This window comes from Streptomyces sp. JNUCC 64 (genome assembly GCF_054484115.1).
This window is the reverse complement of sequence record NZ_CM137015.1, coordinates 2,694,556-2,717,550: the sequence shown is the minus strand read 5'-3', so window position 1 is coordinate 2,717,550 and position 22,995 is coordinate 2,694,556. Positions and strand designations below refer to the sequence as shown.

Sequence of the window (22,995 nt, the reverse complement as noted above, 5' to 3'; positions counted from 1 at the left end):
GGTCGGACGGTCACCGGAAGGTGCCGGATCCGACCGCGCGGCACACGGTGATCAGGTGCGTCGGCAGTTGAGGAACAGTTGGTGCTCGGGCGGTGCGTCGGCCCTCGCGGGCGCGTACGAGTGCAGGTCCTCGTCGGTGATCTCGAACCCGGCCTCCCGGACCACCTGCGACAGTTCCTCCCGCAGGAAGCCGGAGACCCGGATGAAGTGGCTCATGAACGGGATCTCGGCGTCGTCCAGGTCGGCCTCCACCATGGAGAGCGCGAGGACTCCGCCCGGCTTCAGCAGCTGGTGGAACTGCCGCAGCGCATAGGGTATTTCGGAGCGGGGCAGCATCAACAGTGTGAAGAAGCAGGTGATGCCGTCGAAGTGGCCGAGGCCGGTGGGGCCGCCGACCCGCAGGGTGGCCAGATCCCACTGGTGGAACTCGGCCTCGGGAACGTTGACGCGCGCCAGTTCCAGCATGCCCTCGGAGATGTCCACCCCGGTCACCGAGAACCCCGCGTCCACCAGCTGGCGGGCGGTGGGCAGGCCGGTGCCGCAGCCGACGTCGAGGACCCGGGCCTTGGGCGGCAGCGCGGCGATCAGCCGGGACACCGAGGTGACCTGTCCCTCCTTGTGGGGGAAGGCCTCGTCGTAGCGTCCACCGATGGCGTCGAACGCCTCCGCCTGGCCCGTACGGTCGGGGACGCCGCCGTCCGGACCCTCGTAGGACGCGTACGCCTCGTCGCTCTCGCTCACCCTGTGGCCACCCCTCGATGACATCCTGTCAGACCTCGCGCAAGCTCAAGGAGTTGCCGCTGCGCGCCCTTGCGGAGGACGATCCTACGGTTGACCCAGGGGGGCTCATCAAGGGTCTCATGAGGACACGTGCACCGGCGTGCGGTCCCAGTTGTCGGGCAAGGCCGGAATCGGCCAAACCGGGTCGGGTCGCCACCCGGGCCAGCCGTCCGAGAACGGCGGACCCCACGCCCTGATCGCCTCGACCGCCGCGTCTCCCGCCTCCCGTACCCGGCGCGCCTGCCGCGGGCCCATCAGCCCGGCCCGCTGGGCCTGCGCGAACTCGTCCTCGTCGTGCCACCTCCAGCTTCGGTCCGGACGGACCGAGATGTCCAGGAAGTGGTCCTCCGAGTCCACCCCGCCGTCCCACCGGACCCGCGGCTCCTCCAGGTTCACGTACCAGTTCTTGAACCGCCAGTCGGGGTGCCAGAACAGCCACACCGACCAGGGCTCGCCGGGCCGGGCCAGCTTCAGCACGCCGGTGCCCGACCAGCGGTCGCGCAGCACGGTGCGGGGCTTCGTGTAGCGGGTCGCGAGCGGTTCCTCGTGCGGCGGGGTGCCGTCGGCGAGCACCGGGCGCACGCATTCGGTGCCCGGGGCCATCCAGACGGCGAGCAGCTCCGGGGCGTCGCGCACCACCGTCACCGGGCGGCAGATGTGGAAGCCGTCCCCGCCGATCGCCCGGTAGCGCCAGAGGATCTGGTCGCCCGCTTCCCACCGCCCGCGCACCGCGTCGTTCTCGCCCGTCATGCCCAGATAGTAGGTTCCCGCGCCCGGCGACGCGCCGAATACGTCATCCCGGTGGCCTACGGACGGCGCGGGTCACGCGTGTGAGGGACCCCGAGGGCCGTTCCGCCCCGCCCCGGGGACCGCCGCCCCCGCCCGCGACGGCCCCGGTCGGGGGCTCGCGGGGAGGTTCGCGCGGGGGTCCCCGGGGCGGGGCGGGGGTGGGCGGGCCCCGACGGGCGGTCGGGAGCGCGGGGCGGCTCGTGGCCGGGTGCCGGGCGCCCGCCGACCGGGCCCGGCACCCTGCCGGGCCCGGGACTGGCGTCCCACCCGGCCCGGGCCCGGTGTCCGACCTGGGCGGGGGCGGGCGTCCAGGGCGGCACGGTTCGTGGGGAGGGAGAGGGCGCCCGGTGAACCCGGGGGAGGGGTCAGGGGCGGGTCATGCGCAGGACGTCCAAGGCGGTGTCCAGCTGCTCCAGGGTCAGCTCGCCCCGGTCCACGTACCCGCCCTCCAGGACCGTCTCGCGGATGGTCTTCCGCTCGGCGAGCGCCCGCTTGGCGACCTTCGCGGCCTCCTCGTAGCCGATGTACCGGTTCAGCGGGGTCACCACCGACGGCGAGGACTCCGCGTACTCCCGGGCCCGCTCCCGGTCGGCGGTGATCCCGTCCACCGTGCGGTCGGCCAGCAGCCGGGACGCGTTGGCCAGCAGCCGGACGGACTCCAGCACGTTCTTGCCGATCACCGGCAGCATCACGTTCAGCTCGAAGTTCCCGGCCGCCCCCGCCACGGTGATCGTGGTGTCGTTCCCGATGACCTGGGCGGCGACCATCAGCACCGCCTCCGGGACCACCGGGTTCACCTTGCCGGGCATGATCGAGGAACCGGGCTGGAGGTCCGGCAGGACGATCTCCGCGAGGCCCGTGCGGGGGCCGCTCGCCATCCACCGCAGATCGTTGGCGATCTTCGTCAGGCCCACCGCGACCGTCCGCAGCTGTCCGCTGGTCTCGACGATCCCGTCCCGCGCGCCCTGCGCCTCGAAGTGGTCCCGGGCCTCGGTCAGCGGCAGTCCGGTGGCGGCGGCGACCTCGGCGATCACGGCGGCGGAGAAGCCGGGCGGGGTGTTGATCCCGGTGCCCACGGCGGTCCCGCCGAGCGGCAGCTCCGCCAGCCGGGGCAGCGAGGCCCGCAGCCGCTCCACCCCGTACCGGACCTGCGCCGCGTACCCGGCGAACTCCTGGCCGAGGGTGACCGGGGTGGCGTCCATCAGATGGGTGCGGCCGGACTTCACCACGTCCGCGAACTCGGCGGCCTTGCGCTCCAGGGCGGCGGCCAGGTGCTCCAGCGCGGGGACCAGGTCCCGGGTGACGGCGGCGGTCGCCGCGATGTGGATCGAGGAGGGGAAGACGTCGTTGGACGACTGGGAGGCGTTCACGTGGTCGTTGGGGTGCACCGGGCGCCCCAGCCGCTCGCCCGCCAGGGTCGCCAGCACCTCGTTGGTGTTCATGTTGGAGGACGTGCCGGAGCCCGTCTGGAAGACGTCCACCGGGAACTGGTCGTCCCAGCGGCCCTCCGCGACCTCCGCCGCGGCCGAGGCGATGGCGTCCGCGACGTCCCGGTCGATCACGCCCAGCTCCGCGTTGACCTTGGCGGCGGCGCCCTTGATCCGGGCCAGGGCCTCGATGTGGGAGCGTTCCAGCCGCTGGCCGGAGACCGGGAAGTTCTCCACCGCCCGCTGGGTCTGCGCCCGCCACTTCGCGTGCGCGGGCACCCGGACCTCGCCCATCGAGTCCCGCTCCACCCGGTAGGGGCCGCCGTCGGGACCGGTGTCCGGGGCGCCCGGGCCTCCCGGGGCGTTCGCGGGGGTGTCCGTGGTGTCGCCGTCGTCGGGGGTGGTGGCCATGGCGTCGTGCCTCCTGAACGGGTCGTGAACGGGTCGGTCGGGGTGAAGAGGTGGCCGGGCCGGCCGGGATCGGCCGGACCGTCGGCTTCCGTCTTGGTGAGCGGATGCCCGTCCACGGCTATTCCCCTCTTCCCTCGTTCCCCTTACTCCTCTCCTTCCTCTTCTTCCCCTCCTTCCCCGGACGGGCTCCGCCTCCCGGGAGGGCGGCACCCGGGAGGCGGAACGGCGGGAGCCCCCGGCGCGTGGTGCGCCGGGGGCTCCCGTGGGGGCGTACGGGGTCAGCCCAGGCCCGGACCGCGGACCGGGATGCTGGTGAAGGTGGGGGCGGGGGCGGGCTCCCGGAAGAAGTCGTTGCCCTTGTCGTCCACCACGATGAACGCCGGGAAGTCCTCGACCTCGATCCGCCAGACCGCCTCCATGCCCAGCTCCTCGTACTCCACCACCTCGACCTTCTTGATGCAGTCCTGGGCGAGCCGGGCGGCCGGGCCGCCGATCGAGCCGAGGTAGAAGCCGCCGTGGCCGCCGCAGGCGTCGGTGACCTGCTGGGAGCGGTTGCCCTTGGCCAGCATCACCTTGGAGCCGCCGGCCGCCTGGAACTGCTCCACGTAGCTGTCCATCCGGCCCGCCGTGGTGGGGCCGAAGGAGCCGGAGGCGTAGCCCTCGGGGGTCTTCGCGGGACCCGCGTAGTAGACCGGGTGGTCCCGGAGGTACTGCGGCATCTCCTCGCCCGCGTCCAGCCGCTCCTTGATCTTGGCGTGGGCGATGTCCCGGGCGACGACCAGCGGCCCGGACAGCGACAGCCGGGTCTTCACCGGGTACTTGGTCAGCTCGGCGAGGATGTCGTCCATCGGCTGGTTGAGGTCGATCCGGACGACGTCACCGGACTCCGCCAGGTGCGCGTCGGTGGTGTCGGGCAGGAACCGCGCCGGGTCCGTCTCCAGCTGCTCCAGGAAGACGCCCTCGGCGGTGATCTTCGCCACGGCCTGCCGGTCGGCCGAGCAGGACACGGCGATGGCGACGGGGAGCGAGGCGCCGTGCCGGGGCAGCCGCACCACGCGCACGTCGTGGCAGAAGTACTTGCCGCCGAACTGCGCGCCGATCCCGATCCGCTGGGTCAGCTCGAAGACCTTCCGCTCCAGCTCCTCGTCCCGGAAGCCGTGGCCGAGCGGCGACCCCTCGGTGGGCAGCTCGTCCAGGTAGTGGGCGGAGGCGTACTTGGCGGTCTTCAGCGCGAACTCGGCGGAGGTGCCGCCGACCACGATCGCCAGGTGGTACGGCGGGCAGGCCGCCGTGCCCAGGGAGCGGATCTTCTCCTCCAGGAACTTCATCATGGAGGTCTCGTTGAGGACGGCCTTGGTCTCCTGGTACAGGAACGACTTGTTGGCCGAGCCGCCGCCCTTCGCCATGAACAGGAACTTGTAGGCGCCGCCGTCGGTCGCGTACAGCTCGATCTGCGCGGGCAGGTTGGAACCGGTGTTCTTCTCCTCCCACATGGTGATCGGGGCCATCTGGGAGTACCGCAGGTTCAGCTTGGTGTACGCGTCGTAGACCCCGCGCGAGAGGGCCTCCTCGTCGCCCCCGGAGGTGAGGACGTTCTGCCCGCGCTTGCCCATGACGATCGCCGTGCCGGTGTCCTGGCACATCGGGAGCACCCCGGCGGCGGCGATGTTCGCGTTCTTCAGCAGGTCCAGCGCCACGAACTTGTCGTTGGCGGACGCCTCCGGGTCGTCGATGATCCGCCGCAGCTGGGCGAGGTGCGCGGGCCGCAGGTAGTGCTGGATGTCGTGGATCGCCTCGGCGGCCAGCCGGCGCAGGGCCTCCGGCTCCACCTTGAGGAACGTGCGCCCGTCCGCTTCGAAGGTGGACACACCCTCGGCGGTCACCAGGCGGTACGGCGTGGTGTCGGCTCCCAGCGGGAGCAGATCGGAGTACGCAAACTCTGGCATGTCGCCCATTCCTCACTCAGCGGCCCTGACGCGCCCCCTCCGTCGGAGGCGCACCCTTCAGCGTAATCCCGGGGTCCGGGGGGTCCGGGAGGGGGTGGGAAGGGCCCGTCCTGCTGCGGGGTCCGGGGCGCGCGGCCTGCCGGGGCTCCCGGTGGCCCCCGGATTCCCGGGGACGCGGCCCCTAGTCGCGATCTATCGCGTCTGGGTAACCTTGGGCCGTGGACCTCGAAAAGCGCCCCGCAGCCCAGGAACCGGCACCCTCGGCACCCGTGCGGCTCCGTGCCTCGGACGCCGACCGCGACCGGGTCGCGGACATCCTCCGGGAGGCGCTCGCGGAGGGGCGCCTCACCGCCGACGAGCACGCCGAGCGGGTCGAGGGGGTGTATCAGGCCAAGACGGTGGCCGAACTGGAGCCGTACGTCCAGGACCTCCCGGCGGCGGGCGTCCCGTCCCAGGCCGTTCCCGCCCCCGCCCGCCCCGACGCCGGGGCGGTGCCGCCCGCACCGGCGGACAACCTGGTCGCGGTCTTCAGCAGCAGCACCCGCCGGGGCCGCTGGCGCGTCTCCCCGAGGACGCACGCCTACGCGGTCTTCGGCAACGTCGAGATCGACCTCAGTGAGGCGGTGTTCGAACACCCGCAGATCGTGATCAAGGCGGTCAGCGTCTTCGGCAACGTCGAGATCTTCCTCCCCGAGAACGTCTCCCTGCGCGGCAACGGCGGCGGAGTCCTCGGCAACTTCGAGGTGGACACCCTCGACTCCGCCGAGCCGGGCGCCCCCGTGGTCTACGTGGACGGCATCGCGGTCCTCGGCAACATCGAGGCCAAGGCCCGCCTCGGCCGCCGGATCGTCAACGCGCTCAAGCACCTCGGCCGGAACGAACGGTTGCGCAAGAACCTCGGACTGTGACCGGCGGCTCCCCCCGGCCGGGGGGAGCCGGGCACGGCGCGCAGGGGGCGACGGCAGGCCGGGTTCCGGCTTTCCGCCACTGGTCCGTACCTGTCCGAGAACACCTCGGAACGGGGACGCAGTGCATAGGCGCACGCACAGCGGGTAGGGCTTGGTCCATCGCCGCTCCCTCGCGAAGCCGTCGTCAGGAGTAGATCGTGCTGCATCCGCCGCATCAGAACCTGCAGGTCGCCGACGTTCCACCGCAGCGGTCGCCAGCACAGGATCGGGATCAGGACGCCCCGTGGCACACGGAGGCGGTGTGCCGTCGTGACGAGGCGGGACTCTTCTTCGCCCCGTCGAAGGAGCCCACGGCGGCCCGGCTCTCCCGCGAGGAGGCCGCGAAGCGGGTGTGCGGCCGGTGTCCCGTGATGATCGAGTGCCGTGAGCACGCGCTGCTCCAGCCCGAGCCGTACGGGGTGTGGGGCGGACTCACCGCCGCCGAGCGCCGGGTGGTCCTCGCCCGGCGTCGCCGTCGGGAGATGGAGCTGAAGAAGGCGGCGCGCGCGGCGGACGCGGTCGCGGCGGCGGGCTGAGCCCGGCGGCCCACCCGGCCGCCACCTCTGCTCGGTGGCCCACCGGCCGCCCGGCGGGACGTCGCCGGCCCGTCGGCGCGCCGTCCGGTCCCGCCGCCCTTGCCCGTCCGGGTGCCGCCGTTTCCGCCAGGCTGTCCGGCTGCCCGCCCTGTCGTCGCCGTTCCGGCCGTCCGTCCGCTGTCGTCGTCCCGCTGTTCCGTCCGCCCGACCCGGTTCCTTCCGGTCCGGGGCGGGTTCCGGAGCGCGTACACGTGTACGTACGGTCGACGGGGTGCCCTCCCGCACAGCAGGACACCCCGTCGCCGTACCGGGAACCACGGCCGGAGCCGTGGTGGCGCGGGGCGGTGCTACTTGGCGCGGTCGAAGTCGATGGCGCTGTACGCGCGCAGCTTCGCCAGCCGGTGCACCGAGTCGATCTGACGGATCGTGCCGGACTTGGAGCGCATCACCAGGGACGAGGTCGTCGCCGTCTCGGAGCGGTAGCGCACCCCGCGCAGCAGCTCCCCGTCGGTGATGCCGGTCGCCACGAAGAAAACGTTGTCACCGGAGACCAGGTCGTCGGTGTGCAGCACCCGGTCGAGGTCGTGTCCGGCGGCGAGCGCGCGCTCGCGCTCCTCCTCGTCGCGGGGCCACAGCTTGCCCTGGATGGTGCCGCCCAGGCACTTCATCGCACAGGCCGAGATGATGCCCTCGGGGGTGCCGCCGATGCCCAGCATCAGGTCCACACCGGTGCCCTCGCGGACCGCGAGCACCGAGCCCGCCACGTCGCCGTCCGAGATCAGCTTGATCCGGGCGCCCGTCTCGCGGATCTCCTTGATGACCCCCTCGTGGCGCGGCCGGTCGAGGATGACCACGGTCACGTCCTCGGGGGAGGAGCGCTTGGCCTTGGCGACCCGGCGGATGTTCACGGCCACCGGGGCGTCGATGTCCACGAAGTCGGCGGCCTCGGGACCGGTCACCAGCTTGTCCATGTAGAAGACGGCGGACGGGTCGAACATGGCGCCCCGGTCGGCGGCGGCGAGCACCGCGATCGCGTTCGGCATGCCCTTGGCGGTGAGCGAGGTGCCGTCGATGGGGTCCACGGCGATGTCGCACTCGGCGCCGGTGCCGTCCCCGACCCGCTCCCCGTTGAAGAGCATCGGGGCCTCGTCCTTCTCGCCCTCGCCGATGACGACGACGCCGTTCATCGACACGGTGGAGACGAGGGTGCGCATGGCCCGCACGGCCGCGCCGTCGGCGCCGTTCTTGTCGCCGCGCCCGACCCAGCGGCCCGCGGCCATGGCGGCGGCCTCGGTGACCCGGACGAGTTCCAGGGCCAGGTTGCGGTCCGGAGCCTCGGACGGGACTTCGAGTTCGGTCGGTAGCTGATGATGTTCGGTCATCGAGACGCACCTTTCTGATACGACGACGGCCGGATGAGGGTGTAAATCCGACTCTATCCGCAGGTCGCCATAATGAGCAGGGGGCCCCACGCATGAGCGGTCACGGTGGGCGACGGGGCCGGGCGGGGGAGCGGTGCGCGGGGCCGGTGCCGGGGGCGAGGAGGGGACCTGCGACGATGGAGGACGTGGCAGGAACGAGCCGACTCGGCAAGCAGAGCGTACGGAACATGATGCTGTCCCTCTCGGTGACGGTGCTCCTCTCGGGATTCGTGTGGCTGTTCCTGCCGCACGACGGCGACAAGGACCCGGTGCTGAAGCCGGTCGACTACCGGGTGGAACTGCTCACCGCGCGCCGCGCGGCGCCCTATCCTGTGGCCGCGCCCGAGGGTCTGGCCGAGCAGTGGAAGCCGACCTCGGTGCGCTACCGGGGCGCCCAGTCCGACCACTGGCACCTCGGCTTCCGGTCGCCGGACAACAAGTACGTGGCGGTCGAGCAGTCCACCGACAAGCCGAGCGCCTTCGTCGACCGGGTCACCCGGGGCGCGCGGGACACCGGCACCCGGCAGACCGTCGGGGGCGAGCCCTGGCAGCGGTACGAGGGCGACCGGTACGACGCGTTGGTCCGCACCGAGGACGGGGCGACCACCGTGGTGCTCGGCTCCGCCTCCTTCACCCGGCTCGCGATGATGGCGGGCGCGCTGAGCGGCTCCTGACCCGCGCGCCCGGGGCGCCCGGCGCGCACCCGGTGCGGGCGTGGTCCCCGCGGGGACGGCGCGACGCGAAGGAGCCCGGTGGACGGATGTCCACCGGGCTCCTTCTTGCTTGTCGTGCTCCGGGTGCCCCGGGCGCGTGCTGTGTGCCGCGCGGTTCCGGGGCGGGCCGGGTCGCGCGACCTCAGACGGTCGTGACGACCTGGTCGAACGAGAGGCGCGGGGAGCGCGGGAACCAGGCGTCCGGGCCGGGGCGGCCGATGTTGACGATCATCAGCGGGGTGTGGTCCTCGTCCAGGAACTCCTTGCGCACGCCCTCCGGGTCGAAGCCCGTCATCGGGCCGGCGGCGAGCCCGGCGGCCCGGACGCCGATGATGAAGTAGGCGGCCTGCAGGGCGGCGTTGACGCCCGCGCTGCCCTCACGGACCGGGCGCTCGGAGAAGAAGACGTCCTTCGCCTGCGGGAAGTGCGGGAACAGCTCCGGCAGCTCCTCGTGGAACTCGTTGTCCGCCGCGAGGATCGCGACCAGCGGGGCGCTCTCCGTCTTGGCCCGGTTGCCCTCCGCCATGTGCGGGGCGAGTCGGGCGCGGGCCTCCGTGGAACGGACCAGCACCACGCGGAGCGGGGACTGGTTGAAGGCGGTCGGGCCGAACTTGACCAGGTCGTAGATCGCCTGCACCTGCTCCTCGGTCACCGGCTCGTCGGTGAAGGAGTTCGCGGTGCGGGCCTCACGGAAGAGGAGGTCCTGGGCGGTGGGGTCCAGTACGAGAGACATGTATACCTTCGCAAACGGGGTGGGGGCCCGGCATGGGCGTCCCTGGAGTCAGCGTCCACCGTACCCCGCTTAGGTTGAAGTTTCAACAAAAGGAGGGTGTTCGACGGAAGGTGACCGGAACCCGACGGTCGGTACGCCTCAGGAACCGCCGCCCGACGGCTCCTCCTCGGCCAGCGCCGCGTCCAGCCGGGCCCGCGCGCCCTCCAGCCAGTGGCGGCACACCCGGGCCAGTTCCTCGCCCCGCTCCCACAGCGCCAGGGACTCCTCCAGCGGGATGCCGCCGGTCTCCAGCCGTCGCACCACGTCGATCAACTCGTCACGGGCCTGCTCGTACCCCGGCCCGGCTCCGTCCGTCCCGCTCATGACCCCACCTTATGCGTCGGTTCTTCCGTGACCCGTACCGTGAACCCGCCCCCGGCGACGCGGGCCCGCAGCTCCGACCCCGCCGGGGCCTCGTCGGGCGTCCGCACCACGTGTCCGTCCGGCAGCTGGAGCACCGCGTACCCCCGCTGGAGGGTGGCGGCGGGGGAGAGGGCCACCACCCGCGCGTGGGTGTGCGTCACCTCGGACAGCCCCCGGTCCAGCAGATGCCCGAAGGTGCGTCGCGACCGGTCCAGCAGGGCCGTGACCTGTGCCTCCCGCTCCTCGACCATCCTGTGCGGGTCCTCCATCACCGGCCGTCGCAGCGCATGGGCGAGCCCCCGTTCCTCCCGCTCCACGAACGCCCCCACGGCCCGTCGGGCCCGGTCCCGCAGGGCCCCGATCCGTTCCAGCTCCTCGCCCACGTCGGGGACGACCTTCTTCGCCGCGTCCGTCGGGGTGGAGGCCCGGAGATCGGCCACCAGGTCCAGCAGCGGCTGGTCCGGCTCGTGCCCGATCGCGGACACCACCGGGGTGCGGCAGGCGGCGACCGCCCGCACCAGCTCCTCGTCGGAGAACGGCAGCAGGTCCTCCACGCTGCCGCCGCCCCGGGCGACGACGATCACGTCCACCTCGTCCAGCGCGTCCAGCTCCCGGACCGCCTCCACCACGCGCGGCACCGCGTGCACGCCCTGCACCGGGACGTTGCGCACCTCGAAGCGGACGGCGGGCCAGCGGTGCCGGGCGTTCTCCAGCACGTCCCGCTCGGCGGCCGAGGCCCGTCCGCAGACCAGCCCGATCAGCCGGGGGAGGAACGGCAGCGGCCGTTTGCGGTCGGCGGCGAACAGGCCCTCCGCCGTCAGGGACTTGCGCAGCCGCTCCAACCGCACCAGCAGCTCGCCCATCCCCACCGGCCGGATGTCCGTCGCCCGCAGCGAGAGCTGTCCGCGCGGCGCGTACCACTCCGGCTTGGCGAGCAGCACGACCCGCGCGCCCTCCGAGACGACGTCCGCGACCGCGTCGAAGACCTGACGGAAGCAGGTGACGCCCACGGACACGTCCCGTGACGGGTCCCGCAGGGTCAGGAACACCACCCCGGCACCCGGACGGCGCGAGATCTGGGTGATCTGCCCCTCGACCCAGACGGCGCCCAACCGGTCGATCCAGCCCCCGATCAGACGCGACACATCCCCGACGGGCAGCGGGTTCTCCGCGGACGTGGTGACAGCCATGCGCCGAGCGTAACGGCAGCCACCGACAACGGGGCGGGCGTCCGGACGGGGCCCAGTGCCGGCGGAACGTCCGGACGGCTCAGTACCGGCGGAACGTCCGGACGGGGCTCAGTACCGGCAGAGCGCGAGGAAGTCGTCCGCGAAGGCCGGGAACTCCGCCCTGGCCGCCGCGGTCACCTCCCGGGCGGGGCGCGGTCCGGAGCCGGGGTCCGCGTACCGTCCGGCGAGCCGGGCCAGGCCCGGGCGCGGGCGCCCGCCGTGGTCCTCGTAGGCGAGGACCTCCAGCGGGCCGGAGCCGTCGGCCAGCAGCCACAGGAAGTCCGACAGGTTCCGCGCGACCACCCCGCACGCGCCCTCGGAGTCCACGAACACCACCGGCTGGCCGGTCAGCGGCGCACCGGGGCGCGCCAGCCACAGCGCGGCCTGTCCACCGCCGCCGTCCTGCGCGAAGACCCGGTACGCCCCGCCGTCCAGCTCGTGGTTCCCGGTCCACTCGCGGAGCCAGTCGGTGGTCCCGTCGGCGGACCAGAACGCCTCGTAGGGCTCGAAGTCGACGGGCGCGCCGTCGTCCCCGTCTCCGCCCTCGTCTCCGTCGCCGTCGAGGTGGTGTCCAAAGGGCCAGGTCCGGGCCAGTTCGGCCAGGGCGGGCGGAAGGAGGCGGTCGTCACCGTCGCGGTCGGTCATCCGCGCAGGGTAGCGGCCGCCGTCCCGGCCTCCCCGCCCGGTCGCCGTCCCCGCTGGACCAGCAGCACCACCAGCCCCACCGCCAGCCACGCGGCGCCCACCACCTGGGCGGTCACCGACGCCTCGACGATCACCGCGACCGTCACCGCCGCGCCAAGCCCCGGCAGCAGCAGATGTCGCCACCACACCACCGGCCCGCCCCGCCGCCGGACCACGAACCAGCCGACCACGCTCGCGTGCAGCAGGGTGAACGCGGTCAGCGCGCCCACGTCCACCACCGACACCAGATGGTCCAGGCCGTCCGCCCGCCGGGCCGCCCACACCGCCGCGACCAGGGTGATCACCGCGGCCACCAGCAGCGCGACCCGGGGCGTGCCGTCCCCGGTGCGGGCCAGCGCGCGCGGCAGCCGCCGGTCGCGGGCCATCGCGAAGAGCAGCCGCCCGGCCGCGGCCTGCCCCGCCAGCGCCGCGAACGCCGCCCCGATCGCCTTGCTCGCCGCCACCAGGTCGTGCAGCCAGGTCCCCACCGACGCGTCCACCGCGTCGTAGAACGCGGCGCCCTGCCGGGCGGGCTCCGCCGCCAGCCGCGCCGACGACACCGGCTGGAGCAGCGCCGCCAGATACGTCTGCGCCACGAACAGCGCGCCCGCGAGCACCAGACACACCAGCACCGCCCGCGCCACCTTCGCCGAACCCCCGGTGACCTCCTCCGCGAACGAGGCGATGGCGTCGAACCCCAGGTACGACAGCACCGCCACCGACACCGCGCCCAGCACCGCGGAGAACGCGAACCCGGTGTCCCCCGTGAACGGCGACCACAGGTCCCGCCGCGCCCCGTCCTGGACCAGCACCACCAGCGCCGCCGCCACGAACGCCAGCAGCACCACGATCTCCATGGCCAGCACCACGAACCCCACCCGGGCGGCGGCCCGGACGCCCCACAGGTTCAGCAGCGTGGTCACCACCACGGCGAGCGCCGTCCACACCCACTGCGACACCCCGGGGACCAGCGCGTGCATCGCGATGCCGGAGAACAGGTACGCCACCGCCGGGATCAGCAGGTAGTCGAGCATCGCCATCCACCCGGCCACGAACCCGGGGGCCTCGCCGAGGCCCGCCCGCGCGTAGGCGAACACCGAGCCCGCCCGGGGCACCACCCGCACCATCTGCGCGTAGCTGTACGCCGTGAACCCCATCGCGACGGTGGCCACCACGTAGACCAGCGCGACCGCCCCGTGCGAGGTGGCGTCCAGCGCCCCGAAGACGCCGACCGGGGCCATCGGGGCGATGAACAGCAGGCCGTACACCACCAGGTCGCGGAAGCCGAGGGTGCGGCGCAGCCCCCCGGCCCCCTCGCCGTCGGGCGGCCGGATCCCGGTGCCGTCTGCGCCGTCTGCGCCGTCGGGGAGTCCGGTGCCGGCGTGACCTTCCGGGCCGGGGGCGTCCGCCGGGTCGTTCGCGGTCATGCGCTGCCTCCAGGGAATGCCGCCGGGGACTGCCCGTCGTCCGGAACGGGTCGGCGCGTGCCCGGGTGCCGGAGCCCCGCGCGCGGGGCTCGTGCTCCGGCGCGTCCAGTCTCCCCGAACCGGCGATCAACGACCTGTCGGACAGGGCCTTACGATGGTCCGTATGACCGCTTCGCCAGCCCGCCGCGTCCTGCTCGCCGCCCCCCGTGGATACTGCGCCGGAGTGGACCGGGCCGTGATCGCCGTCGAGAAGGCCCTGGAGCAGTACGGGGCCCCGATCTACGTGCGGCACGAGATCGTCCACAACAAGTACGTCGTGCAGACCCTGGAGCGGAAGGGCGCCATCTTCGTCGAACGGACGGAAGAGGTCCCCCCCGGGGCGATCGTGATGTTCTCGGCGCACGGCGTGGCCCCCGTGGTCCACGAGGAGGCCGCCCGGGGCAGGCTCGCGACCATCGACGCCACCTGCCCCCTGGTGACCAAGGTCCACAAGGAGGCCGTCCGGTTCGCCAACGAGGACTACGACATCCTCCTCATCGGGCACGAGGGCCACGAGGAGGTCATCGGCACCTCCGGCGAGGCCCCCGACCACATCACCCTGGTCGACGGCCCCGAGGACGTCGCCAAGGTCGAGGTCCGCGACCCGTCCCGGGTGGTCTGGCTCTCCCAGACCACGCTGTCGGTGGACGAGACGATGGAGACCGTCGACGCCCTGAAGGAGAAGTTCCCGCAGCTCATCTCGCCGCCGAGCGACGACATCTGCTACGCCACGCAGAACCGTCAGATCGCGGTCAAGCAGATGGGCGCCGAGTCGGACCTCGTCATCGTCGTCGGCTCCCGCAACTCCTCCAACTCCAAGCGGCTCGTCGAGGTGGCCCTCCAGGCGGGCGCCCGCGCCTCCTACCTGGTCGACTTCGCCAGCGAGATCGAGGAGTCCTGGCTGGAGGGCGTGACCACGGTCGGTCTGACCTCCGGGGCCTCGGTGCCCGAGGTACTGGTCGAAGAGGTCCTGGAGTGGCTCTCCGTCCGTGGCTACGCGGACGTGGAACTGGTCAAGACGGCCGACGAGTCCATCACCTTCTCGCTGCCCAAGGAGCTCCGTCGCGATCTGCGCGCGGAGGCCGCCGCCCTGGTCGCGGAGCGGCTGGACGCCCAGCGCCCCACGGTCTGACCGGACCCGCGTCACCGGTCCACTGGCCGGAAACCTTCACACCACGAGTCGCCGTTCGGGGAGTGGCCCCGGGCGGCGGGCCGTAACGTAGGCGTCATGGAGATCTTCGGTGTGGACATCGGCGGCTCGGGCATCAAGGGCGCGCCCGTGGACCTCGTCCGTGGCGACCTCGCGACCGAGCGGCACAAGGTCCTGACCCCCCAGCCCGCCACCCCCGACGCGGTGGCCGACGGGGTGCGCGAGGTGGTCGGGCAGTTCGGCTGGCGGGGCCCGGTCGGCATCACGTACCCCGGGGTCGTCGCCGACGGGGCCACGGTCCGCACCGCGGCCAACGTCGACAAGAAGTGGATCGGCGTCGACGCGCGCACCCTGCTCTCCGAGCGGCTCGGCGGCCTCCCGGTCACCGTGGTGAACGACGCGGACGCCGCCGGAGTGGCCGAGATGCGCTTCGGCGCGGGCCGCGACCGTCTCGGCACGGTCATCCTGCTGACCTTCGGCACCGGCATCGGCAGCGCCCTGTTCCGGGACGGGCTCCTCGTCCCCAACTCGGAGCTGGGCCATCTGGAGCTGCGCGGCCACGAGGCCGAGAAGGACGCCTCCACCAAGGCCAAGGAGGACCACGACCTCAGCTGGGAGCACTGGGCCCGCCGGGTCCAGCGCTACCTCAAGCACGTGGAGAAGCTGTTCTCGCCGGACCTGTTCATCATCGGCGGCGGGGTGAGCCGCAAGGCCCACAAGTTCCTGCCGCTGATCGAGGAGGTCCGCGCCGAGATCGTCCCGGCCCGGCTGGAGAACAACGCGGGGATCGTGGGCGCGGCGATGTGGGCCGCCGAGGCGGAGGACGGCGCGGTGCCCGGGACGGGGCCGGACCCCTCCCGGGCTGCGGGCTCCACGACGGGCCCGGCGGCGACCGGGACACGGTCCGGGACGGACTCCGGGGCCGCCCCCGGAACCGGCCCGGCGGCGTCCGCGAACGGGCGCGTGGACCCGGCGGGCGCCCCGGTGCGCGCCGGAGGCCCGGTGAACACCGGCTCCTGAGCCGTCCGGGGCCGGCGGTGGCGCACGGCAGCCGCCCCCCCCGGTCGGCGGTGGCGCACGGCCGCCGCCCCCCCCGGCCCGGCGGCGGTGCACGGTCGTGGTCCCTCCAGCTCGGCGGTGGCGCACGGCCGCCGCCCCCGGTTCGGGACGGCAGCCGTCCCGGCCCGGCGGCGAGGTCGACGGGCCTGGACGACGAGGTATTCCAGCGGGCCGGGAGACGCGCTCCGCCGAGCACGGGAGGGAAGCGTCCTGAGGGCGCGGGAAGCGTCCTCAGGGGCGCGAGGGGAAGGCGTTCCGAGCGCGCGGGAGCGAACGACTGGAAGCCCCCGCCCCCTCACCACCACCCCCCTTCATCGCCCCCTCACCCCCACCACCCGCCGTCCCCACCTCGAACACAGCCTCAAGGTCGGTCAAAGCGCGTGTCCCGCTGGCCTTTCAGCACATAACCCGACCTAAGTTGGACCAGTGGAACAACCCAGGACGCGCCCCCCGCAGAACCGCACGCGCCGCCCCGCGCCGCTACCGCCGCAGGCGGGTCCGCGCGGGCGCGGCTCGGCGGAGCGCGGCCGGGACGCCGCCGGGCCCGCGCGCCGCCCCGGACGCCCGCCGTCCCCCCTGGTCCGCAGGCTCCGCGCACTGCCCAACCCCCGGCTCACCGGACTGGGCGGCGGGCTGTTCTGCCTCGGGACGATGGCCCTGCTGGGCGGAGCGACCCAGTTCCTGTTCGACGGCTCCCTGACGGTGTACGGGGTGCTGTTCCTGCTGGTCGGAGCGCTCACGGCGATGTGGGTGCGACGCGCCGACCTGATCACCGCACCGGTCTGCGCCCCGATCGCCTTCACCGCCGGGGCCGTCCCGCTCGCCGACGGCACCGGGTTCGGGGCCCGGGCGATGGGCGTCTTCACCGTCCTCGCGCTGCACGCGGACTGGCTGTACGGGGGGACCCTCGTCGCGGCGCTGGTGGTGGCCGTCCGCAAGGTCCGGCTGATGGCCCGCAGGGCGGCGGCCGTCCGCGCCCGCCGCGCCGCCGCCCCGGCCCGAGGACCCCGCCCCGGGCGCCCGTCCCGGCGCCCCGCCCCGGCCGCGACACCCCCCAGGGCCAGGCGCTCCCCGGGGCCCGCCGCCCCCCAGCCGGACCCCGCCCGCCCCGACGGCCCCGCCCGGCCCGCCCGCCCCGGCCCCGGTGCCCGGCCCGGTCCGTCCGGTGCCCGACCCCACCCGTCCACCGCCGGGCCCGGCCCGTCCGCCGCCGGACGGGCGCCCGGGCCCCGGCGGCGTACGGTCTGAGCCGCCGCCCGGTGTCACCCGGGGGCGGCGACGGCACCCCGTAGACTGTGGGATCGGCCCGCGCACCGGGACCCCGCCGGGGACCGGGAGACCAGGCCCTCCACCCACGCCTCTCGTACGGGAAGTCGCAACGTGTCGCTCACGATCGGAATCGTCGGTCTGCCCAATGTCGGCAAGTCGACCCTGTTCAACGCCCTGACCAAGAACGACGTGCTGGCGGCCAACTACCCGTTCGCCACGATCGAGCCCAACGTCGGTGTGGTCGGCGTCCCCGATCCCCGGCTCGGCAAGCTGGCGGAGGTCTTCTCCTCGCAGCGCCAGCTCCCCGCGACCGTCGACTTCGTGGACATCGCGGGCATCGTCCGGGGCGCCAGCGAGGGCGAGGGCCTCGGCAACAAGTTCCTGGCGAACATCCGCGAGTCCGACGCGATCTGCCAGGTCATCCGGGCGTTCAAGGACGAGAACGTGGTCCACGTGGACGGCAAGGTCTCGCCCAAGGACGACATCGAGACGATCAACACCGAACTGATCCTGGCCGACCTCCAGACCATCGAGAAGGTCCTGCCCCGGCTCCAGAAGGAGTCGCGGATCAAGAAGGACATCCAGCCGAAGGTCAAGGCCGTCGAGGCCGCGAAGGAGATCCTGGAGGCGGGCCAGACCCTGTTCGCGGCGGGCATCCGCCAGGGCACCGAGTCGGCCGAGCCGCTGCACGACCTCCACCTGCTCACCACCAAGCCGTTCCTCTACGTCTTCAACGTGGACGAGGACGAGCTGACGGACGAGACCTTCAAGGACGAGCAGCGCGCTCTGGTGGCCCCCGCCGAGGCGATCTTCCTCAACGCCAAGCTGGAGGCGGACCTCGCCGAGCTGGACGACGAGGAGGCCATCGAGCTGCTCCAGTCGGTCGGCCAGGAGGAGCCCGGTCTGGCCACCCTCGCCCGGGTCGGCTTCGACACCCTCGGCCTCCAGACCTATCTGACGGCGGGCCCGAAGGAGGCGCGCGCCTGGACCATCAAGAAGGGCGCGACGGCCCCCGAGGCGGCCGGGGTCATCCACACGGACTTCCAGAAGGGTTTCATCAAGGCCGAGGTCATCTCCTTCGAGGACCTGGTCGAGACCGGCTCGGTCGCCGAGGCCCGCGCCAAGGGCAAGGCCCGCATGGAGGGCAAGGAGTACGTGATGCAGGACGGGGACGTGGTGGAGTTCCGCTTCAACGTGTAGTGGGCGACATACCGCCACGTCGCTGATCTGGAAAAACATGCAGGTCGAAAGGGGTCGGGCTCAGTCGAGCCCGACCCCTTTCGTCGTCACCGTGCTGGATGGGTGCTGGATATTCTGACGTGCGGTCAGAGGCGATCAGGTGTCGTAAATGGTGGATCGGTGTCCCACGTGAACGACCCAGACCACCAGTTCCCCGTTGTCGATCGTGTAGACGACGCGGTAGTCGCCGACGCGCAGTCGGCGGCGGTCCGGCTGGGACACGAGTGCGGTGGTGTTGAAGCCGAGAGGATCGCTTTCCAACTCGGTCAGCTTGGCCAGGATGCGCAGCGCCATGTCATGGGGGATCTTACGAAGCTCGGCCTGCGCCTCGGGGCGGAAGACGGTTCGGTACTCACTCACCGCGCGCCAGCGTCTCCCTCATGATGTCCTCGATCGGGATGCCGGGTGCGGAGTTGGCCATGCGCTCGTCGATGATCCGATTGATCTCGCGCTCTTCCCACTTCTGGTACTTGCGCAGTACCTCGATGGAGACGACGGCGGCGACTTCCTTGCCGCGGCGCGTGATGACCGTGGGTACGTCGTCACGGTCCGCACGCTCCACGACCTCCGCCAAATGCGCGCGCACGTCGCGGATGGACTCTATGGGCAGCGGTTGCGTCATGCGCTCAAGCGTACCGAGTGTGCCATGTGTACACAACGGGTGGGGGAATGGCGGGTGGCATCCTTCGTTTCAGCTCCCCGTGCTGGATGTGCTGGGTGAACTCGCACAGTGCTGGATCGGGGCTGGATATAGACGCCGAAACCAATGTTTCCGCAGGTCGCAGCCCTGTGCTACACGCTCCGTTTCGATGTGTAATCGTCTCGCTACTGCATGTTGGATAGTTCGTCAAGCGCGCAGGTAGGAAGGGGTTGGGCTCTGGCGAGTCCGACCCCTTCTGTGTTCCCGCGCTGACTTGGTGCTGACCTGGGGCGTCTCGTGGTAAGCGCCGATGAGCGTTTCAGTGAGAGAGGTGGCGCAGATTGTTACTTTCATTGGGCGCTTGATATCCTGCGTCTAGTGAAAGTATCGCCAAGTCTGCTCCCCATCCTCCGGTCTCGCATGCAGGGCGAGCTCCTCGCGCTGGTGCTCCTGCACCCGGACCGCGAGTACAGCATCACTGAGCTCGCAGCCGAGGTCGGCGTGACGCCCACTGCTGTCCTGCGGGAGGTCGACCGGTTGGCCGGCGGTGGCATCCTGGCCGATCGGCGAGTGGGGCGCAGCCGACTCGTCAAGGCCCGCACGGATACTCCGCTGTACCGTCCGCTGAGCGAGCTCATGGCCGTCTCCTTCGGCCCCGTGCCCGTGCTCACCGACGCGCTCGCCGGACTCGCAGGTGTGGAGCGCGCCTATATCTATGGCTCGTGGGCCGCTCGGTACAACGGTGAGCCGGGGCTGCCACCTGCCGATGTGGATGTCCTCGTCGTGGGTTCCCCTGATGCCGACGCGCTCTTCGACCTGGCCGAGGAGGCTTCGCGGCGCTTGCGTCGCGAGGTCAACGTTCATCGGGTCTCCGTCGAGGCGTGGGATGCCCGTACCGACGATCCGTTCCTCACCAGCGTTCGCGAACGTCCTCTGGTACAGCTGAATCCTGACTTGGAGGCGCGATGACGCGCTGGAATCAGGGGCGGTCGACGGTTGACGCGCTCATCGACGGTGGCGGACTTGAACGGGTCCCCGCTTCTCAGGAGGCAGCTGAAGCGGAACTGGTCCGGGCGCGTACCCATGTCGGCTCCGCGCGGCAGTTGGCGGCCACAGACCCGGAGGGCGCGTACACGCTGGCCTACGACGCCGCGCGCAGAGCGCTGGCCGCGGTATTGCAGAACCAGGGACTGCGTGCGACCAGTCGTGGCGGCCATACCGTCATCTACGAGGCCGTGCGGGCGCAGCTCGACCCACCGCTCGGTTCCCTGCTGCGTCCCTTCAACCGCATGCGAGCCCGGCGAAACGAGGTCGAGTACCGGTCATCGGAGGCCCCGGTCGTGACACCGGAGGAGGTCACGGCTGACTTGGCGAAGGTGGAGGCGCTCATCGAGCTCGCAGAGAAGGCGATCCCGAACATGCCGCGCTACTGAAGCCCTGATCGCGTGAGAGGACCCATTTCACGCGGGCTGGGTGGGTGCGCTCGTAGTCGGCCTCAAGGGTTGCCATCGCTCATGGTGCTGATCCTGCCGCTGGTCGTAAGCCTGGGGTGTGAACGGCTGTTCTGAGGTCCGGTGGGTCCGCGGGAACCGTGAGTGCCCGTAGGTGGAGGGCAGGTCGAACGTGCGTGCTCCCTAAGATGGCCGGATGCCTCTTCCGTCGCGTCGTTCCACCGCCGTACTGACCGCGCTGGTCGCCCTGTTCGCCGTTGGGGCCACGGGGTGTTCCGCCGAGGAGGAGCGTCCCCGGGAACGGGAACGGGAACGGGCGGACGGTGGGCTCGGGGACATCCTGGTGGACGGGCGGGCCGTGACCGGTTCGAAGCCGTCCGGGTTCGCGAAGCTGCCGTTCCGGCGGACGTACACGGACGGTGAGTTGTACGCCTCCGTGACCGGGTACCGGTCGCTCGCCTTCGGGGCCGCCGGGCTGGAAGGCGCCCTCCGGAAACGGATCGACGCGGGGAAGGACGTGGCGACGACCGTCCAACCCGCCGCGCAGCGCGCCGCCTTCGCCGGGTTGAAGGGGCTGCGCGGGGCCGCGGTGGCCCTCGACGCCGAGACGGGGGACATCGTGGCGCTGGTCAACGCGCCATCTTTCGACCCCGGTTCCTTCGCCGGAAACAGCTCCGCCGAACGGCGGGTGCGGGAGCGGCTGCACGACGACCCCGACAACCCCGTGCTCAACCGGGCCCTGCGGATGACGGCGCGGCCGGGTGCCGCCGCTCAGGTGATCGTCGCCGCCGCCGCGTTGGAGGAAGGGCTGCTCCCCTCGGTGGACGCCCCCGTCCGGGGCCCGGCCGTGTACACCGCCCCGGGCGGTGCGGACCGGTTCACGGGGGACCGGGCGCGATGTGCCGACACCACGCTGAGGGCCGCCCTGCGGCACGCGTGCGCCAATGTCTTCGCCCGGCTCGCGACCGATCTGGGCGCCGGGACGCTGGCCTCGACGGCGCAGGCGTTCGGATTCGGTGAGGAACGGTTGTACACCCCGGTCGCGGTGGCCACGAGCACCTGGCCGGACCGGGCCGCCGGGGCCGAGGGGGCCGCCCTCGCCGCCAACGGGCTCGGTGACGTCGAGGTCAGTCCCCTGCACCTGGCGCGGGTGACGGCCGTGCTCGCGGGGGGCGGGAAGCTCGTCCGGCCCCGGCTGGTCGCCGACCCCGACAAGTCCCCGGACGCGCGGCGGGCCGTCTCCCGGCGCACCGCCGAGCAGTTGCGGTCCGTGCTGGGGGACGGGGCCACGGCCCGGGTCTCCGACGCCTCCGACGACTGGTCCCTGGACTCCGCCAACTGGGCCCTGACGCTGGCCGACACCCCGTCCGGCCGCCGGGTCGCCGTCGCCGTCCTCCTCGACGACCCCGCCGACCGCACCGTACGGGCCCGGGAAATCGCTGGACGGATCGCCGGGGCCACCGACTAGGATCCGTGGCGGCATCGCGTGTCGGTCACCGGCTGGGTGAGGCATGGAGGTGCGGGGACGTGCCCTTGGAGGCATTCCTTGTCAGTACAGCTCGATCACACGATCGTCCACGCCCGGGACAACCGGGAGTCCGCCGAGTTCCTCACCGGACTGCTCGGCCTGGAGATCACCACCGAGTGGGGGCCGTTCATCGCGGTCTCCCTCGACAGCGGCGTCACCCTGGACTTCGCCACCGTCCCGGCGGAGGACATCACACCGCAGCACTACGCCTTCCTCGTCTCCGACGAGGTGTTCGACGCCGCCTACGCGCGGATCACGGCCGACGGAATCGAGCACTACGCCGACCCGAGGAAGCAGCGGCCGGGCGTCATCAACCACAACGACGGTGGCCGGGGCGTGTACTTCATCGATCCGGCGGGTCATTACATGGAGCTGATCACCGTGCCTTACGGGGGCTGGCCGACGGCCGACTGAGCGGCTTCGCGCCACCGTCCCTCCGCACGTCCATGTCCACACCCTTCGCCGGGGCCGCGACCCGAGCCGGTCGCGGCCCCGGCCGTTTCCGGCCGCCCTCGGGGCCGTCCGTCCGGGGCCGCACGGCGCCTCAGGTCCTCGGTCCCCGGTCCTCGCGGGTGGTTCCGTGCCGGTCCGGGGTCGGTGACCGTTTCCGGTCAGTCGCCCGGGGCGCCCGCGTCCGCCAGTTCCGCGACGACCTGGGCGTGACAGGGCAGCGGGACGCACCAGCAGCCCAGCCGGTGGCCGCGCAGCTCCGGCAGGAGGGCCAGCAGGTCGGGGCGGGAGAGCAGATGCGCGCGGTACCGGTCGAGGACCTCCTCGCGGGTGCCGTCCCGGCCCGGGTGGTAGGGGCTGGCCAGCGGGGAGGCGGCCAGGTGCCAGCCGCCGCGGTGCATGGCCCGGCCGACGTAGACCACGTCGTCGTACGCGGGGTCGTCGCGGTGGCCCTTCAGGTTCACGACCGTGGTGCGCGTCATGCCCCCATCGTGCCGTCCGGGCCGGTCCGCCGCCCGTTCACCGGTCGGTGTCGGCCCGTGTTCCGGAGCGGAGCCGCCGTGCGGCCGTCGTCGGCGCCATGCCCCGGCTCCGTTCGTGTCCCCGGCTTCGTGCGGGCCCCCATGCCCGGGCCCCACACCCGGACCCGGGCCCCGCGTCGGACCGTCGGTTTCCGGAAGCGGGGGCGGGACGGTCCGGGGCCGAGCGGGGCGTCACGGCTGTGA

At 72.5% G+C, this 22,995-nt stretch carries 23 protein-coding genes and 1 pseudogene; 11 read left to right on the top strand and 13 right to left on the bottom strand.

Going from position 1 to position 22,995, the window contains the following annotated elements; all coding sequences use genetic code 11:
- Positions 1 to 51: 51 nt before the first annotated feature.
- The 4 genes from ACVWNX_RS10855 to ACVWNX_RS10840 form a co-directional block, all read right to left on the bottom strand.
- Positions 52 to 765: a class I SAM-dependent DNA methyltransferase gene (locus ACVWNX_RS10855; RefSeq protein ID WP_454413697.1), complete on the bottom strand. Its 714-nt coding sequence runs from the start codon at positions 763 to 765 to the stop codon at positions 52 to 54.
- A gap of 93 nt (positions 766 to 858) precedes the next feature.
- A complete protein-coding gene (gene fomD / locus ACVWNX_RS10850; RefSeq protein WP_454413696.1) occupies positions 859 to 1,530 on the bottom strand; it encodes a cytidylyl-2-hydroxypropylphosphonate hydrolase in 672 nt (223 codons plus the stop codon).
- Positions 1,531 to 1,934: 404 nt separating this feature from the next.
- Entirely contained in the window at positions 1,935 to 3,407 is a 1,473-nt protein-coding gene (locus ACVWNX_RS10845) for a class II fumarate hydratase (protein WP_454413695.1), read from the bottom strand.
- A gap of 278 nt (positions 3,408 to 3,685) precedes the next feature.
- Positions 3,686 to 5,353, bottom strand: a complete 1,668-nt coding sequence (locus tag ACVWNX_RS10840; RefSeq protein ID WP_454413694.1) for a fumarate hydratase — start codon at positions 5,351 to 5,353, stop codon at positions 3,686 to 3,688.
- A gap of 218 nt (positions 5,354 to 5,571) precedes the next feature.
- On the opposite strand from ACVWNX_RS10840, the gene ACVWNX_RS10835 reads away from it, so the two are divergent.
- Positions 5,572 to 6,261, top strand: coding sequence for a DUF1707 SHOCT-like domain-containing protein (locus ACVWNX_RS10835; RefSeq protein ID WP_454413693.1), 690 nt, complete (start codon positions 5,572 to 5,574; stop codon positions 6,259 to 6,261).
- Between the two features lie 197 nt (positions 6,262 to 6,458).
- On the top strand, positions 6,459 to 6,836 hold the full coding sequence (locus ACVWNX_RS10830) for a WhiB family transcriptional regulator (protein WP_454413692.1): 378 nt from the start codon (positions 6,459 to 6,461) through the stop codon (positions 6,834 to 6,836).
- A gap of 347 nt (positions 6,837 to 7,183) precedes the next feature.
- Here the strand turns inward: ACVWNX_RS10830 and glpX are convergent, their stop codons facing one another.
- Entirely contained in the window at positions 7,184 to 8,218 is a 1,035-nt protein-coding gene (gene glpX, locus ACVWNX_RS10825) for a class II fructose-bisphosphatase (protein ID WP_454413691.1), read from the bottom strand.
- Positions 8,219 to 8,394: 176 nt separating this feature from the next.
- Here glpX and ACVWNX_RS10820 point away from each other — a divergent pair, with 176 nt between their 5' ends.
- Complete coding sequence (locus ACVWNX_RS10820; RefSeq protein WP_454413690.1) at positions 8,395 to 8,931, top strand: DUF4245 domain-containing protein; 537 nt, start codon at positions 8,395 to 8,397, stop codon at positions 8,929 to 8,931.
- Positions 8,932 to 9,112: 181 nt separating this feature from the next.
- On the opposite strand, the gene ACVWNX_RS10815 is transcribed toward ACVWNX_RS10820, so the two are convergent.
- The 5 genes from ACVWNX_RS10815 to ACVWNX_RS10795 form a co-directional block, all read right to left on the bottom strand.
- Entirely contained in the window at positions 9,113 to 9,703 is a 591-nt protein-coding gene (locus ACVWNX_RS10815) for a malonic semialdehyde reductase (protein WP_454413689.1), read from the bottom strand.
- A 138-nt stretch (positions 9,704 to 9,841) separates the two neighbouring features.
- Complete coding sequence (locus ACVWNX_RS10810; protein ID WP_454413688.1) at positions 9,842 to 10,066, bottom strand: exodeoxyribonuclease VII small subunit; 225 nt, start codon at positions 10,064 to 10,066, stop codon at positions 9,842 to 9,844.
- The gene (gene xseA / locus ACVWNX_RS10805; RefSeq protein WP_454413687.1) at positions 10,063 to 11,295 is read right to left on the bottom strand and encodes an exodeoxyribonuclease VII large subunit; all 1,233 of its coding nucleotides are present in this window, start codon (positions 11,293 to 11,295) and stop codon (positions 10,063 to 10,065) included. The genes ACVWNX_RS10810 and xseA overlap by 4 nt, the downstream gene beginning before the upstream one ends.
- 108 nt (positions 11,296 to 11,403) lie before the next feature.
- Positions 11,404 to 11,979 (bottom strand): SMI1/KNR4 family protein, encoded by a 576-nt coding sequence (locus ACVWNX_RS10800; protein WP_454413686.1) that lies wholly within the window; start codon positions 11,977 to 11,979, stop codon positions 11,404 to 11,406.
- The gene (locus ACVWNX_RS10795) at positions 11,976 to 13,445 is read right to left on the bottom strand and encodes an APC family permease (RefSeq protein ID WP_454413685.1); all 1,470 of its coding nucleotides are present in this window, start codon (positions 13,443 to 13,445) and stop codon (positions 11,976 to 11,978) included. The genes ACVWNX_RS10800 and ACVWNX_RS10795 overlap by 4 nt, the downstream gene beginning before the upstream one ends.
- Positions 13,446 to 13,599: 154 nt before the next feature.
- Between ACVWNX_RS10795 and ACVWNX_RS10790 the strand changes: the two genes are divergently transcribed.
- The 4 genes and pseudogenes from ACVWNX_RS10790 (at position 13,600) to ychF (ending at position 18,162) form a co-directional block, all read left to right on the top strand.
- Complete coding sequence (locus tag ACVWNX_RS10790) at positions 13,600 to 14,616, top strand: 4-hydroxy-3-methylbut-2-enyl diphosphate reductase (protein ID WP_454413684.1); 1,017 nt, start codon at positions 13,600 to 13,602, stop codon at positions 14,614 to 14,616.
- Between the two features lie 96 nt (positions 14,617 to 14,712).
- Positions 14,713 to 15,453, top strand: a pseudogene (gene ppgK / locus ACVWNX_RS10785) (polyphosphate--glucose phosphotransferase); the annotation flags it as partial.
- Positions 15,454 to 16,119: 666 nt separating this feature from the next.
- Complete coding sequence (locus ACVWNX_RS10780; protein WP_454413683.1) at positions 16,120 to 16,941, top strand: DUF6542 domain-containing protein; 822 nt, start codon at positions 16,120 to 16,122, stop codon at positions 16,939 to 16,941.
- A gap of 132 nt (positions 16,942 to 17,073) precedes the next feature.
- The gene (gene ychF / locus ACVWNX_RS10775) at positions 17,074 to 18,162 is read left to right on the top strand and encodes a redox-regulated ATPase YchF (RefSeq protein WP_454413682.1); all 1,089 of its coding nucleotides are present in this window, start codon (positions 17,074 to 17,076) and stop codon (positions 18,160 to 18,162) included.
- Between the two features lie 135 nt (positions 18,163 to 18,297).
- Here ychF and ACVWNX_RS10770 read toward each other — a convergent pair whose 3' ends face one another.
- Together ACVWNX_RS10770 and ACVWNX_RS10765 are read right to left on the bottom strand one after the other, a co-directional pair.
- Positions 18,298 to 18,561, bottom strand: coding sequence for a type II toxin-antitoxin system RelE family toxin (locus ACVWNX_RS10770; RefSeq protein ID WP_454413681.1), 264 nt, complete (start codon positions 18,559 to 18,561; stop codon positions 18,298 to 18,300).
- Positions 18,554 to 18,823: a type II toxin-antitoxin system Phd/YefM family antitoxin gene (locus ACVWNX_RS10765; protein ID WP_454413680.1), complete on the bottom strand. Its 270-nt coding sequence runs from the start codon at positions 18,821 to 18,823 to the stop codon at positions 18,554 to 18,556. The genes ACVWNX_RS10770 and ACVWNX_RS10765 overlap by 8 nt, the downstream gene beginning before the upstream one ends.
- A gap of 438 nt (positions 18,824 to 19,261) precedes the next feature.
- Here ACVWNX_RS10765 and ACVWNX_RS10760 point away from each other — a divergent pair, with 438 nt between their 5' ends.
- The 4 genes from ACVWNX_RS10760 to ACVWNX_RS10745 all read left to right on the top strand — a co-directional run bounded on the left by ACVWNX_RS10760 (position 19,262) and on the right by ACVWNX_RS10745 (position 22,234).
- Positions 19,262 to 19,810: an ArsR family transcriptional regulator gene (locus tag ACVWNX_RS10760; protein WP_454413679.1), complete on the top strand. Its 549-nt coding sequence runs from the start codon at positions 19,262 to 19,264 to the stop codon at positions 19,808 to 19,810.
- Complete coding sequence (locus ACVWNX_RS10755) at positions 19,807 to 20,274, top strand: hypothetical protein (RefSeq protein ID WP_454413678.1); 468 nt, start codon at positions 19,807 to 19,809, stop codon at positions 20,272 to 20,274. The genes ACVWNX_RS10760 and ACVWNX_RS10755 overlap by 4 nt, the downstream gene beginning before the upstream one ends.
- Before the next feature lie 214 nt (positions 20,275 to 20,488).
- On the top strand, positions 20,489 to 21,760 hold the full coding sequence (locus tag ACVWNX_RS10750; protein ID WP_454413677.1) for a penicillin-binding transpeptidase domain-containing protein: 1,272 nt from the start codon (positions 20,489 to 20,491) through the stop codon (positions 21,758 to 21,760).
- A gap of 78 nt (positions 21,761 to 21,838) precedes the next feature.
- Complete coding sequence (locus tag ACVWNX_RS10745) at positions 21,839 to 22,234, top strand: VOC family protein (RefSeq protein WP_454413676.1); 396 nt, start codon at positions 21,839 to 21,841, stop codon at positions 22,232 to 22,234.
- 197 nt (positions 22,235 to 22,431) lie between these two features.
- Here the strand turns inward: ACVWNX_RS10745 and ACVWNX_RS10740 are convergent, their stop codons facing one another.
- Positions 22,432 to 22,752: a DUF4326 domain-containing protein gene (locus tag ACVWNX_RS10740; RefSeq protein WP_454413675.1), complete on the bottom strand. Its 321-nt coding sequence runs from the start codon at positions 22,750 to 22,752 to the stop codon at positions 22,432 to 22,434.
- Between the last annotated feature and the right edge of the window lie 243 nt (positions 22,753 to 22,995).

Coding starts and splice junctions, on each gene's coding strand:
- glpX (WP_454413691.1), bottom strand. CDS start 8,218: ATGACCGAACATCATCAGCTACCGACCGAACTCGAAGTCCCGTCCGAG.
- ACVWNX_RS10820 (WP_454413690.1), top strand. CDS start 8,395: ATGGAGGACGTGGCAGGAACGAGCCGACTCGGCAAGCAGAGCGTACGG.
- ACVWNX_RS10795 (WP_454413685.1), bottom strand. CDS start 13,445: ATGACCGCGAACGACCCGGCGGACGCCCCCGGCCCGGAAGGTCACGCC.
- ACVWNX_RS10755 (WP_454413678.1), top strand. CDS start 19,807: ATGACGCGCTGGAATCAGGGGCGGTCGACGGTTGACGCGCTCATCGAC.
- ACVWNX_RS10800 (WP_454413686.1), bottom strand. CDS start 11,979: ATGACCGACCGCGACGGTGACGACCGCCTCCTTCCGCCCGCCCTGGCC.
- ACVWNX_RS10750 (WP_454413677.1), top strand. CDS start 20,489: ATGCCTCTTCCGTCGCGTCGTTCCACCGCCGTACTGACCGCGCTGGTC.
- xseA (WP_454413687.1), bottom strand. CDS start 11,295: ATGGCTGTCACCACGTCCGCGGAGAACCCGCTGCCCGTCGGGGATGTG.
- ACVWNX_RS10765 (WP_454413680.1), bottom strand. CDS start 18,823: ATGACGCAACCGCTGCCCATAGAGTCCATCCGCGACGTGCGCGCGCAT.
- ACVWNX_RS10815 (WP_454413689.1), bottom strand. CDS start 9,703: ATGTCTCTCGTACTGGACCCCACCGCCCAGGACCTCCTCTTCCGTGAG.
- ACVWNX_RS10845 (WP_454413695.1), bottom strand. CDS start 3,407: ATGGCCACCACCCCCGACGACGGCGACACCACGGACACCCCCGCGAAC.
- ACVWNX_RS10810 (WP_454413688.1), bottom strand. CDS start 10,066: ATGAGCGGGACGGACGGAGCCGGGCCGGGGTACGAGCAGGCCCGTGAC.
- ACVWNX_RS10790 (WP_454413684.1), top strand. CDS start 13,600: ATGGTCCGTATGACCGCTTCGCCAGCCCGCCGCGTCCTGCTCGCCGCC.
- ACVWNX_RS10760 (WP_454413679.1), top strand. CDS start 19,262: ATGCAGGGCGAGCTCCTCGCGCTGGTGCTCCTGCACCCGGACCGCGAG.
- ACVWNX_RS10840 (WP_454413694.1), bottom strand. CDS start 5,353: ATGCCAGAGTTTGCGTACTCCGATCTGCTCCCGCTGGGAGCCGACACC.
- ACVWNX_RS10855 (WP_454413697.1), bottom strand. CDS start 765: ATGTCATCGAGGGGTGGCCACAGGGTGAGCGAGAGCGACGAGGCGTAC.
- fomD (WP_454413696.1), bottom strand. CDS start 1,530: ATGACGGGCGAGAACGACGCGGTGCGCGGGCGGTGGGAAGCGGGCGAC.
- ACVWNX_RS10740 (WP_454413675.1), bottom strand. CDS start 22,752: ATGACGCGCACCACGGTCGTGAACCTGAAGGGCCACCGCGACGACCCC.